This is a genomic window from Streptomyces thermolilacinus SPC6, from assembly GCF_000478605.2.
GTDB lineage: Bacteria > Actinomycetota > Actinomycetes > Streptomycetales > Streptomycetaceae > Streptomyces > Streptomyces thermolilacinus.
This window is the reverse complement of the sequence record NZ_ASHX02000001.1, coordinates 4,274,163-4,289,343: the sequence shown is the minus strand read 5'-3', so window position 1 is coordinate 4,289,343 and position 15,181 is coordinate 4,274,163. Positions and strand designations below refer to the sequence as shown.

The 15,181-nt window shown below is 72.7% G+C and carries 17 protein-coding genes and 1 pseudogene; 11 read left to right on the top strand and 7 right to left on the bottom strand.

Features of this window, described 5'->3' with window-relative positions; genetic code table 11:
• Nucleotides 1–3: 3 nt before the first annotated feature.
• Together J116_RS18640 and J116_RS18635 are read right to left on the bottom strand one after the other, a co-directional pair.
• Nucleotides 4–321 (bottom strand): hypothetical protein, encoded by a 318-nt coding sequence (locus J116_RS18640; RefSeq protein WP_023588586.1) that lies wholly within the window; start codon nt 319–321, stop codon nt 4–6.
• Nucleotides 318–635 (bottom strand): hypothetical protein, encoded by a 318-nt coding sequence (locus J116_RS18635; protein WP_023588585.1) that lies wholly within the window; start codon nt 633–635, stop codon nt 318–320. Before J116_RS18635 ends, J116_RS18640 begins: the two co-directional genes overlap by 4 nt.
• A 209-nt stretch (nt 636–844) precedes the next feature.
• On the opposite strand from J116_RS18635, the gene J116_RS18630 reads away from it, so the two are divergent.
• On the top strand, nt 845–1,639 hold the full coding sequence (locus J116_RS18630; RefSeq protein WP_023588584.1) for a helix-turn-helix domain-containing protein: 795 nt from the start codon (nt 845–847) through the stop codon (nt 1,637–1,639).
• Nucleotides 1,632–1,850 (top strand): DUF397 domain-containing protein, encoded by a 219-nt coding sequence (locus J116_RS18625; RefSeq protein WP_023588583.1) that lies wholly within the window; start codon nt 1,632–1,634, stop codon nt 1,848–1,850. Before J116_RS18630 ends, J116_RS18625 begins: the two co-directional genes overlap by 8 nt.
• Nucleotides 1,851–2,170: 320 nt before the next feature.
• Here J116_RS18625 and J116_RS18620 read toward each other — a convergent pair whose 3' ends face one another.
• Together J116_RS18620 and J116_RS18615 are read right to left on the bottom strand one after the other, a co-directional pair.
• Complete coding sequence (locus tag J116_RS18620) at nt 2,171–2,605, bottom strand: VOC family protein (RefSeq protein WP_023588582.1); 435 nt, start codon at nt 2,603–2,605, stop codon at nt 2,171–2,173.
• Between the two features lie 22 nt (nt 2,606–2,627).
• Nucleotides 2,628–3,149 (bottom strand): hypothetical protein, encoded by a 522-nt coding sequence (locus J116_RS18615; RefSeq protein WP_023588581.1) that lies wholly within the window; start codon nt 3,147–3,149, stop codon nt 2,628–2,630.
• A gap of 229 nt (nt 3,150–3,378) precedes the next feature.
• On the opposite strand from J116_RS18615, the pseudogene J116_RS31515 reads away from it, so the two are divergent.
• A pseudogene (locus J116_RS31515) lies at nt 3,379–3,537 on the top strand (ATP-binding cassette domain-containing protein); the annotation flags it as partial.
• Nucleotides 3,538–3,668: 131 nt separating this feature from the next.
• Here the strand turns inward: J116_RS31515 and J116_RS18610 are convergent.
• Nucleotides 3,669–4,274 (bottom strand): hypothetical protein, encoded by a 606-nt coding sequence (locus J116_RS18610; protein WP_023588580.1) that lies wholly within the window; start codon nt 4,272–4,274, stop codon nt 3,669–3,671.
• Between the two features lie 166 nt (nt 4,275–4,440).
• Between J116_RS18610 and J116_RS18605 the strand changes: the two genes are divergently transcribed.
• The 3 genes from J116_RS18605 (at nt 4,441) to J116_RS18595 (ending at nt 7,774) form a co-directional block, all read left to right on the top strand.
• Nucleotides 4,441–5,595: a helix-turn-helix domain-containing protein gene (locus tag J116_RS18605; protein ID WP_023588579.1), complete on the top strand. Its 1,155-nt coding sequence runs from the start codon at nt 4,441–4,443 to the stop codon at nt 5,593–5,595.
• Nucleotides 5,596–5,700: 105 nt separating this feature from the next.
• Nucleotides 5,701–6,858 carry an acyl-CoA dehydrogenase family protein gene (locus J116_RS18600; protein WP_023588578.1) on the top strand — a complete coding sequence of 386 codons (1,158 nt, stop codon included), beginning with the start codon at nt 5,701–5,703 and terminating at the stop codon, nt 6,856–6,858.
• Between the two features lie 16 nt (nt 6,859–6,874).
• Nucleotides 6,875–7,774 carry an acyl-CoA thioesterase gene (locus J116_RS18595; RefSeq protein ID WP_023588577.1) on the top strand — a complete coding sequence of 300 codons (900 nt, stop codon included), beginning with the start codon at nt 6,875–6,877 and terminating at the stop codon, nt 7,772–7,774.
• Between the two features lie 35 nt (nt 7,775–7,809).
• Here J116_RS18595 and J116_RS18590 read toward each other — a convergent pair whose 3' ends face one another.
• Nucleotides 7,810–8,589: a phosphatase gene (locus J116_RS18590; protein WP_023588576.1), complete on the bottom strand. Its 780-nt coding sequence runs from the start codon at nt 8,587–8,589 to the stop codon at nt 7,810–7,812.
• Between the two features lie 215 nt (nt 8,590–8,804).
• Between J116_RS18590 and J116_RS18585 the strand changes: the two genes are divergently transcribed.
• Nucleotides 8,805–9,320 (top strand): hypothetical protein, encoded by a 516-nt coding sequence (locus J116_RS18585; protein WP_023588575.1) that lies wholly within the window; start codon nt 8,805–8,807, stop codon nt 9,318–9,320.
• A gap of 100 nt (nt 9,321–9,420) precedes the next feature.
• Nucleotides 9,421–9,783, top strand: a complete 363-nt coding sequence (locus J116_RS18580) for an SH3 domain-containing protein (protein ID WP_028964240.1) — start codon at nt 9,421–9,423, stop codon at nt 9,781–9,783.
• 164 nt (nt 9,784–9,947) lie between these two features.
• Here J116_RS18580 and J116_RS18575 read toward each other — a convergent pair whose 3' ends face one another.
• A complete protein-coding gene (locus J116_RS18575; protein ID WP_023588573.1) occupies nt 9,948–10,547 on the bottom strand; it encodes an SACE_7040 family transcriptional regulator in 600 nt (199 codons plus the stop codon).
• A 96-nt stretch (nt 10,548–10,643) separates the two neighbouring features.
• Here J116_RS18575 and J116_RS18570 point away from each other — a divergent pair, with 96 nt between their 5' ends.
• From J116_RS18570 to J116_RS18560, 3 genes are read left to right on the top strand one after another with little or no spacing between them, the layout of a single operon-like run.
• On the top strand, nt 10,644–12,275 hold the full coding sequence (locus J116_RS18570) for a carboxyl transferase domain-containing protein (RefSeq protein ID WP_028964239.1): 1,632 nt from the start codon (nt 10,644–10,646) through the stop codon (nt 12,273–12,275).
• Between the two features lie 20 nt (nt 12,276–12,295).
• The gene (locus J116_RS18565; RefSeq protein ID WP_037947936.1) at nt 12,296–14,248 is read left to right on the top strand and encodes an acetyl-CoA carboxylase biotin carboxylase subunit; all 1,953 of its coding nucleotides are present in this window, start codon (nt 12,296–12,298) and stop codon (nt 14,246–14,248) included.
• Nucleotides 14,249–14,262: 14 nt separating this feature from the next.
• Nucleotides 14,263–15,180 (top strand): hydroxymethylglutaryl-CoA lyase, encoded by a 918-nt coding sequence (locus J116_RS18560; protein ID WP_051203827.1) that lies wholly within the window; start codon nt 14,263–14,265, stop codon nt 15,178–15,180.
• Nucleotide 15,181 lies beyond the last annotated feature (1 nt).

Genomic DNA, 15,181 nt, shown 5'->3' with positions numbered 1-15,181 from the left:
GCCCTACGCGGGCGCGGCCTCTTCGGCGGGGCCTTCCGCCGACAAGCGCGCCCCTCGGCTCTCCGCGATGCGGTGCACGTCCCGCAGCGACTCGGCCATGCGGGCGACGGCGTACCGCAGCTGGTCGGAGGTCGCCCTACGGTCGCTCAGCAACTCCGCCACGTGACCCAGGAGTTCGGCGGCCATGCCGAGCTGGACGCTCTCGATCCGGTCGGCGACCTTGGAGATGTAACCCTTGCCGTCGCCGATGAGGTAGCAGGGCTTGCCCCCGGAGCCGGTCCAGGGCAGCAGGCGGGCGGTCCCGGTGGTGTGGTCGTTCATGCCGTGATCTCGATTCCGTGGATGACGCGAGGGCCCAGGTCGATGCCGTGCACGGCGAGCCAGAGCGTCCGCCGCCGCGCCCGCCTGCGGCGCTCCTCGGCCCGCTGCTCGTGGGCGAGCAGGTACGGGCGGACGAGCGCGCTGTCCTCCCCCGTGTAGTACGGCTCCGGGGCGCGGGTGGGCCGGGGCGGCAGCGGCGGCGACGTACGGACAGGCAGAGCGGCCGGGGACGGTACCGCGCGATGGCGGGCGGGCGGCGCGGGCCACAGCAGCCGCAGCAGCGGGTCGAGGATGCGGGCGATACAGTGCGACACGTCGTCAACTCCTGGTCAGTTGAGGGCCACGCCCCCGGGCCGTTCCTGCGGTCGCGGGGGTCCTGTGCGTACGGGCCCAGGCGGAAGCGAGCGGGACGCCCTGGAGGGCGCCTTCGCTCTGTAGCGATTCACTCACAGCCTGGAGTCGGCTGGGCTACGCTGACCAGGGGTTTCGATGTGACAGATCATTTGTCACAAGGGAGTTGACGATGAGCAACATCTATGGGGAGTGGTTGAAGGCCCAACGGGAGGCTGCGGGCCTCACCCAACAGCAGCTTGCCGAGACCGCGGTCATGACCCGTTCGCACATCGCCCACATCGAAGCGGGCCGCCGCGTCCCGTCCCGAGAGGACGCCCGCCGCCTGGACAGGGCCCTGAACACGGGAAACGTCCTCAGCAGCTTCCTGCCGGAGGACGACAAGACAGTCGCGGACTACTTCGAGCCCGCCCGAGTGCTCGAACAGCAGGCGACGATGATCCGGGAGTACGCCCCCGTGTACGTGCCCGGAATCCTTCAGACGCGGCGGTACGCAGAGGAAGTTCTCGGCATGAGATTCCCTCCCAGGACTGACGAGGAACGTGACAAGCACGTCGTCACACGCCTCAAGCGAGCAAAGGTCCTCGACAACCCGGTGACGCCCGTAGTGTGGGCGCTGCTGGACGAGGCGGTGCTGCGTCGCCCGATTGGCGGGCCCGAGGTCATGGCCGAGCAGACGATGCACATCGTCCGCCTGGGGGAAGCCGGTCGCATCCGTGTGCATGTACTTTCCGACGACGCGGGGCCGCATCCGATCCGCCAAGGCTTGCTGACGCTCATGTGGTTCGAGGACCAACCTCCAACGGCTTACACAGAAGCGCACCACACCGGCAAACTGCACGACTCACCGGCCGTAGTGGCACAGCTGCAAGGCATCTACGATCTGGCCCTGAGCGACGCCCTCTCCCTGAAGGCGTCGCTGGCCATGTTGCGGACAATCGCTAAGGACTACGGGCACCATGACTGACCACAGCATCCTCGACGCTTCCGCACTGCACGGCTGGCGCAAGTCGTCGTACAGCGGTCCGAATTCAGACAGCTGCGTCGAGGTGCTGGATGACCACCCCTCCGGCATCCCCGTCCGCGACTCCAAAACCCCCCAGGGCCCCGCGCTCCTCTTCCCCGCCGGGCCCTGGTCCGCGTTCATCACGTCCCTCCGCAACGGCGACCTGCCGTGACCGCGTGAACCGCGGCCCGTCACGGCGTGGCGGGGCCTCGCCACCCGACGCGGCACCGGTCTAGTCGAAGGACGAGCCCTGGGGAACCTCCCGGCGAGGGTGATCAGGACGAACCCGATCCCCGCCACCGGCCTGGTACAGGCTGGTGATCTACCCCCAGGGACGCACGTCAGGTTTGGCTTCGGGGGTGCGTGTACCGCACGGGCTTGCCTGGTGCCGGTGCGGTCCAAGGCATCGCGCAGCCCCCGAGGGCCGTTCCCCGCGTGCGGGCCTGAGGGGTCCGGGGGACGGCTCCGCACCTCGCAGCCGCCCCGGCGGGTTCAGTCGAGGCAGAACTCGTTGCCCTCGATGTCCTGCATCACGATGCAGGACTCGTTCTCGCCGTCGGCAAGCATCGTTCGCACATGTACCGCCCCCAGCGCGACCAGTCGGGCGCACTCGGCCTCGAGTGTGGCAAGGCGCTCCTCACCCACGAGCCCGGCACCGGCCCGCACGTCGAGGTGCAGCCGGTTCTTGACGACCTTGCCCTCGGGAACCCGCTGAAAGAGCAGGCGCGGGCGCACGCCTGCGGGATCAGTGCACGCGAAGTAGACCACCTGCTCCTCGGGCGGCAGCGAGCGGTGGTACTCCTCCCACGTGGCGAAGCCCTCCGGGACCGGAGGCACGACGTACCCCAGCACCTCGCACCAGAAGGCGGCGAGACGCGCGGGCTCCGCGCAGTCGAAGGTCACTTGGAACTGCGTGATCGTTGACATCGGCGCACGATAACAGGGGCCGTCAGCAGCCCGCAGCGGCACCGTCGTTCACGTACGCGTCGACGCCGACCGAGTATCCGGCCCCGGTGGTGAGGTCGGGGCGGCTTCCGTGACCGTCCTCCTGAAGGCGCTCGGCGGTGAGGAAGACGACCGACAGGGCCATGCCGTCCCTGGTGAAGCACAGTTCGCCGGGCAGGGCGTCCGGGGCCGGAACCCATCCGTCCCGTACCGCCTCCGTCCGGTAGTGCGCGGCCACGTCGGCCCGGGTGCCGGGGAAGGCGTGCGTCCGGTCGGCGTACACCACGACGTCGCCGCTGTCGGCCCAGCAGCCCGCGTCCACCTCCTCGAACCCCCGGGCGACGGTGGCCCCTTCGGGCCGGGTGTCGAGGATGCCGAGCGCCGTCACCTCCTTCACCCGGCCGTCGGTCCCCTCGCAGTCCCGGCCCAGTTCCAGCAGCGCGCAGCCGGTGAGCGTCGCGGCCGCGAGAACGGCCGACAGGAGCAGGGACACCGGGCGGGTGGCACTGCCTGTCCGCAGACGCAAGAGGGGCTCCAGGGTGAAGGCCGGGGCGGCGGAGGGAGAAGGGGCCGCCGGACAGCAGCGTAAACCCAACCCGTCCGCAGCTGCGGGCAGTTCCGGCACACCCGCCGCAACCACCGTTCGCGCCTGCCGTCCAGGGCCGATTCCGGCCAGATTCTTGCCGCAGAAGCCGGACTTCCTGCCGGGCATGACCTGCCACGAACACGTCGCCTACGCGGGCTGACTCAAGGGCATGAGCGAGAGCGCCGCCTGTGGCGCCGCCCCGCAGGCCCCGGAGCGCGTCGGGCTCGAAGACCGCGCCCGCCACGAGATCAACCGGCTTTCGGGCGGACAGCAGCAGCGCGTCGCCATCGCCCAGGCCCTCGTGCACCGCGCCGAAGTGCTCCTGCTGGACGAGCCCACGCTCGGACTGGACCCCCAGCAACGCGAAACCTTCCTGAGCCGGAGGGCACGACAGCGGCGCGGCCGGGTTCCGGCCTCGCCGCTGTCGAGCTGTGGTCAGCCCTCGGGGGAGCGCCCGGGTCAGTGGAGCTTGCTGACGGCGGTCTTCGTCGTGGTGCGGAAGGCGGTCAGCGGGGCGTCCTTGAAGTCGCCCATCTGGCCCCAGCGGACGAAGGTGACGGTGCGGCCGTCGCGGCCGACGGAGAACAGGTGGATGTCGCTGTTGCCGATCTGCGGGTCGGCGGTGTCCAGGCTGTAGACCCAGGCGCCCTCCTCGACGGCGAGCTTGCCGTGGGAGGCGCTGACGGCCCGCAGGCCCGGGTTCTGCCGCTCCAGCAGGGAGCCGCAGCCGGCGAGGGACTCGCGGAGGGTGTCGACCAGCTTCACGGCGTCGGCCTCGGTGCGGGCGACGGTGGTGATCTGGACGCCGTTGGTGTCGAGCTCGGTGTTGAACTCGCGGTAGCGGGTGTTCTGCGCCGGGATCTTGTACGGGGCGCAGAGGGCGCCGCCGTTCTCCGGGATGCCGGTGAAGACCTTGGTGGCGGTCCACGGCGTCGACGACGGCGGCATCTGGGAGGCGGCGAGGAAGGCGGGCTCGGCGGCGGCCTGCGCCGGGGCCGTGGCGAGGGCCGCGAGGCCCAGGGCGGCAGCAGCGGCGGTGGCGAGTGCGGTACGGAGCTTGTTCATGGTGGTGGATCCCCCGTCGGGTCGTTCTTCCGGTCAGTGCTCAACCAGCGTGGGGCCGGCGCCCGCCGCCTGCAACGATCACGCGCCCACCATCCGTCCCGGAACCATTCCACCCCCGCTGACGTGCAAGAACGTGAAGACTGGGACGCAGGGTCGGGGGGATGGAATGCCGAAGGACGCAGCCGTCGAGGAGTTCGCGGGGCTCGTCCGCGCGCTGAAGGCGCGGGACGGGAGGAGTTACGAGGCGCTTGGCCGGCGCCTGAGCGTCAGCGCGTCCACCCTCCACCGCTACTGCTCCGGCGCGACCGTCCCGGAGGAGTTCGCCGTGGTCGACCGCCTCGCCCTGCTGTGCGGGGCGGACGAGGAGGAACGGCGGACCCTGGAGGCGGCCTGGACGGAGGCGGACCGCGCCCGCCGCCGAACGGCCCCGCCCGTGCCCTCGCCCACGCCCGGACCGGCCGCGCCCGAACCGAAACCCGACCCCGCCCCGGAACCGACCGCGCCGGAGGCGCCCCGCGCCCGCCCCCGTCGTGCCGCCCCCGCTCCCCTCCTCGTCGCCGCCGCCGTCACGCTCGTCGTGCTCGCCCTCGCCGCCGCCCTGCTCGGCCACCCCGCCCGTACGGCTTCCGCCCCCGCTCCCGCCTCCACCCCTCCGGGGCGGACCGCGGCCCCCCTCCCCTTCACCTGGACCATCGGCTCCCAGCTCTGGCAGGGCGGCTGCGGGCACACCTACGTCGTGGACCGGGCCCCCCGCGCGGTCGCCCCGCCGCCGGTCGCGGCCGACTCCGGGGCGTGGGCCCGGACGCACGGTGCCGTGCACGGCGGGGAGGCGCTGGTGCGGATCACGCTCCAGGGCCGGTCGCCGTCCGACGCCGTCGTCCTCCAGGCCCTGCACGTGCGCGTGGTCGACCGGGCCGCGCCGCTGCCGTGGAACGCGTACCGGATGGACAACGGCTGCGGCGGCGCCGTCACACCGCGCCACTTCGCCGTGGACCTCGACCGGCCGCGCCCGCTCGCGAGGCCCGTCGACGGCCTTGACGCCTCCGGCGCCGAGGTCCGGACGATCCCGTCCGTGGCCTTCCCGTACAAGGTCACCTCCTCCGACCCCGAGGAGCTGCTCGTCTCCGCCCGGACGGCGGGTTGCGACTGCCGCTGGTACCTGGAGCTGGAATGGAGCGCCGGGGGCCGTTCGGGGACGGTGCGGATCACCGACGGCGGGAAGCCCTTCCGCACGAGCGGGACCGCGGGGAGGCCGGCGTACCTGTACGACTCCGCCGAAGGGCTCTGGATCACAGACGCGGAGTCTGGACAGACCGGCTGACCGGTGAGTAACTTCGACTGACACAGGCTGAGCAAGCGCTTAGGCACATGCCCGGAGCGTCGGAACACCCGGCCGGACCAGGACAGGAACCGAAGGAGGCGGCTCGTGCGCCGTACCGTATTCAACGAGGACCACGAGGCGTTCCGGGACACCATCCGCGCCTTCATCGAGGCCGAGGTCGTCCCGGTCTACGACGAGTGGTTCGCCGCCGGCCAGGCGCCGCGCGACTTCTACTACAAGCTCGGCGAGCTGGGCGTGTTCGGCATCAACGTCCCCGAGGAGTTCGGCGGCGCGGGCCTGGACACCCACAAGTTCGAGGCCGTGCTGTACGAGGAGACCGCGCGCGCGGGCGTCACGTTCGGCGGCTCCGGCGTGCACGTGCTGCTGGCCCTGCCGTACATCAAGATGCTGGCCACCGAGGACCAGAAGAAGCGCTACCTGCCGAAGTTCGTCTCCGGTGAGGAGATGTGGGCGCTGGCGATGACCGAGCCGGGCACCGGCTCCGACGTCGCGGGCATGAAGACCACCGCGAAGCTCTCCGAGGACGGCACGCACTACGTCCTCAACGGCGCCAAGACCTTCATCACCGGCGGTGTCCACGCCGACCGCGTCATCGTGTGCGCCCGCACCTCCGCCCCGTCGGCCGAGGACCGCCGCTTCGGCATCTCCCTGTTCGCGGTGGACACCAAGTCCGAGGGCTACTCCATCGGCCGCAAGCTGGACAAGCTGGGCCTGCGCACCTCCGACACGGCCGAGCTGGCGTTCGTGGACGTGAAGGTCCCGGTCGAGGACCTGCTCGGCGAGGAGGGCAAGGGCTTCTACTACCTCGGCCACAACCTGGCCTCCGAGCGCTGGGGCATCGCCTTCGGCGCGTACGCGCAGGCCAAGGCCGCGATCCGGTTCGCCCAGCAGTACGTCACCGAGCGCACCGTCTTCGGCAAGCCGGTCGCCCACTTCCAGAACACCAAGTTCGAGCTGGCCGCCTGCCAGGCCGAGGTGGACGCCGCCGAGGCCGTCGCCGACCGCGCCCTGGAGGCCCTCGACGCCGGTGAGCTGACTCCGGCCGAGGCCGCGTCCGCCAAGCTGTTCTGCACCGAGGTCGCGCACCGCGTCATCGACCGCTGCCTCCAGCTGCACGGCGGCTACGGCTACATGAACGAGTACCCGATCGCCCGCCTGTACGCGGACAACCGCGTCAACCGCATCTACGGCGGCACCAGCGAGATCATGAAGTCGATCATCGCCAAGTCGATGGGCCTCTGACCCAGGTGAACCACCGGTGAGCGAAGCACTCGGCGACCTCCTCGACCTGCTCGACCTGGAGCGGATCGAGGAGGACATCTTCCGGGGCCGGTCGCGCACCGCGATCGTGCCCCGGGTCTTCGGCGGGCAGGTCGCGGCCCAGGCGCTGGTCGCGGCCGGCCGCACCGTGCCCGCCGCCAGGACGCCGCACTCCCTGCACGCGTACTTCCTGCGCATGGGCGACCCGGACGCGCCGATCGTCTACACCGTGGACCGCATCCGCGACGGGCGGTCCTTCACCACCCGTCGCGTGGTCGCCGTCCAGCACGGCAGGCCGGTCTTCCACCTGTCGGCGTCGTTCCAGACGTACGAGGACGGGCTCGACCACCAGGCGGACATGCCGCCCGCGCCGGACCCGGAGACCCTGCCGACCGCGCGGGAGTCGCTCCCCCGGTACGCGGACCGGTTCACCGGCCCGGAGATCGCCGAACGGCTCCTGGAGGCCCGCGCGGCGGTGGACCTGCGGTACGCGGGCGAGCCCCCGTACGCGACGCCGGGCGAGCCGCGCGCTCCGCGCTCGCAGGTCTGGTTCCGTACGAACGGCAAGCTCGCGGACGACCCGCCGCCGGGCGCCGTCTGGGGCGACCCGCTGCTGCACGTCTGCCTCGCCACGTACGTCTCCGACATGACCCTGCTCGACTCGGTGCTGCTCGCGCACGGGCGGGGGGGCTGGGCGGTCGGGGACGTGGTCGGCGCGTCCCTGGACCACGCGATGTGGTTCCACCGCCCGTTCCGCGCCGACGACTGGCTGCTGTACGACCAGGAGTCCCCGACCTCCTCGGGCGGCCGGGGCCTGGGCCAGGCACGCATCTGGACGCGGGACGGCCGCCTGGCGATCACGGTCATCCAGGAGGGCGTGATCCGCGTCCCCAGGTGAGGGCGGCGTCCCCGGGTGAGGGCGCCGGGCGCGGGTCAGAGCAGCCCGGCGCCGTTCAGCAGGTAGGCGGTCAGGGGCTCGTAGTAGCGCGGGTCCAGGACGTGGTCGTCGAGCGGGACGGCGACCTGGAGCGTGCCCTCGGCCTCGCCGATGAACAGGGCCGGGTCGTTGCAGTCCGCGTAGCCGACCGCGTCGATGCCGCGCTGCGCCGCGCGGCCCGCCCAGCCGTGGTCAGCGACGACCAGGTCCGGGAGGGGCTGGTCCAGGGCGCGCAGCCCGTCGAGGATCGCGTTCATCGGCTCCGGCGAGTGGGTGTGCCACAGGGTGGCGCCCCGCTCGAACACGGCGACGTCCGCGAACTGGACGACGTACCCCTCGTCGGCGACGAGCCCGCCCGGGATGCGCACGATGTCGCACCCGGCGGCGCGCAGCGCGGCGGCGGTACGGCTGTGCACGTCGAGGAGCGCACCGGGGTGGCCGGTCGCGAAGAGGACCCGCTCCCGGCCCGCGGCGGCCTTGCGGAGGCGGGCGGCCATCCGGTCCAGGGCGTCCACGGTCAGCTCCGGGTCGATCGTGTCCTGCCCCGTCCGGTGCGCCGGGTCGTCGTTCACCCCGCACCGCTCGGCCATCACGGCGAGGACGTCCTGCTCGTCGGCCCAGCGGTCGCCCAGCTCAAGACCCAGCCAGTAGTGGCGGTCGCCGTTCGCGAGCTTGCGGTAGTGGGCGAGGTTGTTGTCGCGGGGCGTGGCGACGTCTCCCGCGATGCGCGTACGGACGAGGTGCTCGACGAGGGCGGCGCGGCTGGGTATCGGCATCCCCCCATTGTGCCGTCCGCCACCCCCCGTGGCCGAGGTGTTCCCCGGCGTGGGCGCCACGGGTGCGCAAGCGACCTTCGGCCCTCCTCCGGCGAAACCCGCCGGTAACCCCCGTACGGGCGGGCAGACTGGCGCCGCCACCCCCACCGCCCGGGACGCGAAGTCCCCGAACGGCCGGGCCGCCGTGCCCGGCACCGCTGGAGAAAGGCACCCCTTTGAACCGTGCGATACGCGTCGTCGCCCTCGCGACGGCCGCCCTGTCCCTCGCGGCGCTGCCCACGAACGCGCAGGCGGCCTCCACGACGGGCGCGCTGATGATCACCCATGTGCGGCCCAACACGGCGGGCGCGGACGTGAGGGACGGGCGTCAGCTCAACCTGAACGGCGAGTACTTCATCATCAAGAACGTCACCTCGCGGACGGTGAACACGGGCGGGTACGTCCCGGACATCGCCAGCAACACGTACGGCCGGGCCCTGCCCGCGTACAGCCTGCCCGCCGGGGCCAAGGCGTACGTGCACACCGGCAGCGGCACCAACCACCGGGACCGCAGCGGCTGGCACCACATCTACCGGGGCTACGCGCGGCACGTGCTGCCCAACGACGGCCGGTCCCGCAACCCGGACCTGCGCCTGAAGACGCCCGGCAGCCCGGACAACAACACGTCCACCGGCTCCATCAGCCCCTGCAACTGGAACCTCGCGGCGGACGGCACGACGTACGCCTGCTGAGACGCGTCGGGCACGCGGTGGCCCGTCCCCGGCGGCGTACGAGGCGCGCGGCACTCCTGTGAGATGATCTTGGTCGACCAAACTGACAGGGGGAAATGTCATGCGTATGCGTCACAAGGCGGCCACCGGTGCCGTCGCACTGGGGATGCTCGGGCTGGCCGTGGCCCCGGCGACCGCCGCCCCGCTCGCCGGGGCGGACAGCACCGCGACGGCGCGCGCGGCGAGCTGCTACGTGTACAACGTCTCCGGGGGCGCGGTGAACATCCGCAGCGGCCCGGGACAGCGTTACACGCTCATCGGCACGCTGGCCAAGGGCGCCAAGCTGCCGTGCGGCACGGACCGGGACGGCCAGACGACAGGGCAGCGGTACACGTCCTGCGGCGGCGGCGACTCGTGGTCCACGATCCGTGTCAACGGACGCGACGGCTGGGTCGCTTCGGAGTGCGTCGCCTTCGGAGTCTGACAGCCCGCCGCACACGGCCCCCGCCCCGCTTCCGAAGCGGGGCGGGGGCCGCTCGCTTTCCCGCGCCCTCGCACGAGCCCCGGCCCGGGCACGCGTCGGCCATACGCCCCGGCCGGCCGAGCGGTGGCGCGACCGGTCGGCCCTTCGGGTGTCCGCCGTACGGGTCAGCCGGCGTCCAGGGAGCCCGGGGCCGCCGCGAAGGCGCCTCGGGCGAGGCGGTGGAGGAGGGCCGCCGTGGTGGGGCGGCCCGTCAGGGAGCCCGCCAGGTGCGGGGTCGAGTTGAGCAGGCCGAAGACCGCGTGGACCGCCGCCCGCGCGTCCGCCTCGTCCAGGGCGGGGTAGGTCTCCCGTACCGCCTCGACCCACAGCTCGACGTACTGCCGCTGGAGCTGGCGGACGCGCTTGCGGTCGGCGTCCCGCAGGCGGTCCAGCTCCCGGTCGTGCAGGGTGATGAGCGACTGGTCGTTGAGCGCGAAGTCGATGTGGCCGTCGATCAGCGCCGACAGCAGTGCCTCCGGGTCGCCGTCGGACTCGGCGACGCGGCGGCGGCCCCCGTCGAGGAGCCGCTCGCTGATCCCGACGAGCAGCTCGGCGAGCATCGCGTCCTTGCCCGCGAAGTGCCGGTACAGGCCGGGGCCGCTGATGCCGACCGCCGCGCCTATCTCGTCGACGCCCACGCCGTGGAAGCCGCGCTCGGCGAAGAGGCGGGCGGCCTCCCGGAGGATCTGCTCGCGGCGTGTCGGGGCGTCGGTCCTCGTCGTCATGGATCGATTCTAGACAACGCGGTTAGCGGTCGTTAACCTGAAGTCCACACGTTAACGCTCATTAACGCTGTTGTACGGGCAAGGGGGCTCGACACGATGCAGCAGGCACCTGTGCTGACGAGCGCGGCAGATCCCGCGTCGGCGGCCTGGCAGGCCAACGAGGCGGCGCACCGGGAGCTGGCCGACGACCTCCGGGCGCGGCTCGCCGCCGCCCGGCTCGGCGGCGGCGAGAAGGCGCGCGCCCGGCACACGGCGCGCGGCAAACTGCTCCCGCGCGACCGCGTCGATTCGCTTCTGGACCCGGGCTCGCCCTTCCTGGAGCTGGCCCCGCTCGCGGCGAACGGCATGTACGACGACCAGGCGCCCGCCGCCGGGGTGATCGCCGGTATCGGCCGGGTCAGCGGCCGCGAGGTGGTCGTCGTCGCCAACGACGCGACGGTCAAGGGCGGCACGTACTACCCGATGACGGTCAAGAAGCACCTGCGCGCGCAGGAGGTGGCCCTGGAGAACCGGCTGCCCTGCGTGTACCTGGTGGACTCGGGCGGCGCGTTCCTGCCGATGCAGGACGAGGTGTTCCCGGACCGGGACCACTTCGGGCGGATCTTCTACAACCAGGCCCGCATGTCGGGCGCGGGCATCCCGCAGATCGCGGCCGTCCTCGGCTCGTGCACGGCCGGTGGGGCGTACGTCCCGGCCATGAGCGACGAGGCCGTGATCGTGCGGAACCAGGGCACGATCTTCCTGGGCGGCCCGCCGCTGGTGAAGGCCGCCACGGGCGAGGTCGTCACCGCCGAGGAGCTGGGCGGCGGCGAGGTCCACTCCCGTACGTCCGGGGTCACCGACCACCTCGCGGAGGACGACGCGCACGCCCTGCGGATCGTGCGGAACATCGTGGCGACGCTCCCCGCGCGCGGGGCGCTGCCGTGGACGGTGGAGCCGGTCGAGGAGCCCAAGGCCGACCCGGCGGGCCTGTACGGGGCGGTGCCGGTCGACTCGCGCACCCCGTACGACGTCCGCGAGGTCATCGCGCGGATCACCGACGGCTCCCGCTTCGCGGAGTTCAAGGCCGAGTACGGGCAGACGCTGGTGACGGGCTTCGCCCGGATCCACGGACACCCGGTCGGGATCGTCGCCAACAACGGCATCCTGTTCGCCGAGTCCGCCCAGAAGGGCGCCCACTTCATCGAGTTGTGCGACCAGCGCGGCATCCCGCTGCTGTTCCTCCAGAACATCTCCGGCTTCATGGTCGGAAAGGACTACGAGGCGGGCGGCATCGCCAAGCACGGCGCGAAGATGGTCACAGCCGTGGCCTGCACGCGCGTGCCGAAGCTGACGGTCGTCGTCGGGGGCTCGTACGGCGCGGGCAACTACTCCATGTGCGGCCGGGCCTACAGCCCCCGCTTCCTGTGGATGTGGCCCAACGCCAAGATCTCCGTCATGGGCGGCGAGCAGGCCGCCTCCGTACTGGCCACCGTCAAGCGCGACCAGATGGAGGCGCGCGGCGAGGAGTGGCCGGCGGAGGCGGAGGAGGCGTTCAAGGCGCCCGTCCGCGCCCAGTACGAGCGGCAGGGCAGCGCGTACTACGCGACGGCCCGGCTGTGGGACGACGGGGTCATCGACCCGCTCGACACCCGCCAGGTCGTGGGCCTGGCGCTGACCGCCTGCGCCAACGCCCCCCTCCCCCAGCGGGAGCCCGGGGCGCCCGGCTTCGGCGTCTTCCGGATGTGAGGGACCTGACGACCATGACGATGTTCGACACTGTCCTCGTCGCCAACCGGGGCGAGATCGCCGTCCGCGTCATCCGGACGCTGCGCTCCCTCGGGGTGCGCTCGGTCGCCGTGTTCAGCGACGCCGACGCCGGTGCCCGCCATGTGCGGGAGGCCGACACGGCCGTGCGGATCGGCCCCCCGGCGGCGGGCGAGAGCTATCTGCGCGTGGACCGGCTGCTGGAGGCCGCCGCCCGCACGGGCGCCCAGGCCGTCCACCCCGGCTACGGGTTCCTCGCGGAGAACGCCACGTTCGCGCGGGCCTGCGCCGGCGCGGGGCTCGTCTTCATCGGGCCGCCCGCCGACGCGATCTCCCTGATGGGCGACAAGATCCGCGCGAAGGAGACCGTACGGGCGGCCGGGGTGCCGGTCGTGCCCGGCTCCTCCGGCAGCGGCCTGACCGATGACGAACTGGCCGCCGCCGCACGCGAGATCGGCATGCCGGTGCTGCTGAAGCCCTCGGCGGGCGGCGGCGGCAAGGGCATGCGCCTGGTGCGGGACGAGGCGCACCTCGCCGACGAGATCGCGGCGGCCCGCCGGGAGGCGCGGGCGTCGTTCGGCGACGACACGCTGCTGGTGGAGCGGTGGATCGACCGGCCCCGGCACATCGAGATCCAGGTGCTGGCGGACGGCCACGGCCACGTGGTGCACCTCGGAGAGCGGGAGTGCTCCCTCCAGCGCCGCCACCAGAAGATCATCGAGGAGGCGCCGTCCGTCCTGCTGGACGAGAAGACGCGCGCCGCGATGGGCGAGGCGGCCGTCCAGGCGGCCCTCTCCTGCGGCTACCGGGGCGCGGGCACGGTCGAGTTCATCGTGCCGGGCGGCGACCCCTCGCAGTACTACTTCATGGAGATGAACACCCGCCTCCAGGTGGAGCACCCGGTGACCGAGCTGGTCACGGGCCTGGACCTGGTGGAGTGGCAGCTGCGGGTCGCGGCCGGTGAGGAGCTGCCGTTCCGGCAGGACGACATCACCCTGACCGGGCACGCCGTGGAGGCCCGCCTGTGCGCCGAGGACCCCGCGCGCGGCTTCCTCCCCTCCGGCGGCACGGTCCTCGCGCTGCGCGAGCCGCAGGGCGCGGGAGTCCGCACGGACTCGGGGCTCAGCGAGGGCACCGAGGTGTCCAGCCTGTACGACCCGATGCTGTCGAAGGTCATCGTGCACGGCCCGGACCGGGCCACCGCCCTGCGCAAGCTGCGCGCCGCGCTCGCGGACACGGTCACCCTCGGCGTGCCGACGAACGCCGGGTTCCTGCGGCGCCTGCTGGCCCACCCGGACGTCGTGTCCGGCGACATGGACACGGGCCTGGTGGAGCGGGAGGCCGACGGGCTCGTCCCCGACGGCGTCCCCGACGAGGTGTACGAGGCGGCCGCCGCCGTACGGGAGGACGCGCTCGCCGCACGGCCCGACGCGCGCGGCTGGACCGACCCGTTCTCCGTGCCGAGCGGCTGGCGGATCGGCGGTGAGCGGCTGCCGGTCACGCACCACCTGCGCGTGCCGGGACTCGAACCCGTCGCCCACGTGGCGCGGGCCACCGACCGCACGGTGACCGCCGACCGGGTGACGGTCACGCTGGACGGCGTCACCCACACGTTCCACCGCGCCGGGACCTGGCTCGGCCGGGACGGCGACAGCTGGAACGTGCTGGACCACGACCCGGTGGCCGCCTCCCTCACCGGTTCGGCGCACTCCGGGGCCGACTCGCTGACCGCGCCGATGCCCGGCACGGTCACGGTGGTCAAGGTCGCCGTCGGCGACGAGGTGACGGCCGGGCAGGGGCTGCTCGTGGTGGAGGCGATGAAGATGGAACACGTCATCTCCGCCCCGCACGACGGCACGGTGGTCGAGCTGGACGTCACGCCCGGCTCGACGGTCGCCATGGACCAGGTGCTGGCCGTCGTCGAACCGCACGCCTCGGAGGAGGAAGCGAAGTGACCGACGGACTGCCGATGACCGTTCCCGCGCACGGGCTGCCCGCGCGCGTGCGGATCCACGAGGTCGGCCCGCGCGACGGCCTGCAGAACGAGCAGGGCGTCGTACCGACCGAGGTGAAGGCCGAGTTCATCCGCCGCCTCGCCGGGGCGGGCCTGGACACGGTCGAGGCGACCAGCTTCGTCCACCCCAAGTGGGTGCCGCAGCTCGCCGACGCCGAGAGGCTCTTCCCGCTCGTCTCCGGCCTGGACGTACGGCTGCCGGTGCTCGTGCCGAACGAGCGCGGGCTCGACCGGGCGCTGGCGCTCGGCGCCCGCGAGGTCGCCGTCTTCGCCAGCGCGACCGAGTCGTTCGCCAAGGCCAACCTGAACCGCACGGTGGACGAGGCGCTCGCCATGTTCGAGCCGGTCGTCTCCCGGGCGAAGGCCGAGGGGCTGGCCGTGCGCGGCTACCTGTCGATGTGCTTCGGGGACCCGTGGGAGGGCCCCGTCCCCGTCGGGCAGGCCGTCCGCGTGACGCGCCGCCTCGCGGACCTGGGCTGCGACGAGCTGAGCCTCGGCGACACGATCGGCGTGGCCACCCCCGGGCACGTACAGGCCCTGCTGACCGCGCTGGGCGAGGCGGGGCTGCCCGCGTCCCGGCTGGCCGTGCACTTCCACGACACGTACGGGCAGGCCCTCGCCAACACGCTCGCCGCGCTCCAGCACGGCGTGACCACCGTCGACGCCTCCGCGGGCGGGCTCGGCGGCTGCCCCTACGCCAAGTCCGCGACCGGGAACCTCGCCACCGAAGACCTCGTGTGGATGCTCCACGGCCTCGGCATCGAGACCGGGGTCGATCTGGGCCTGCTGACCGCCACCAGCGTGTGGCTGGCCGAGGAGCTGGGCCGCCCGAGCCCGTCACGTACCGTCCGCGCCCTCTCCCACAAGGAGTGAC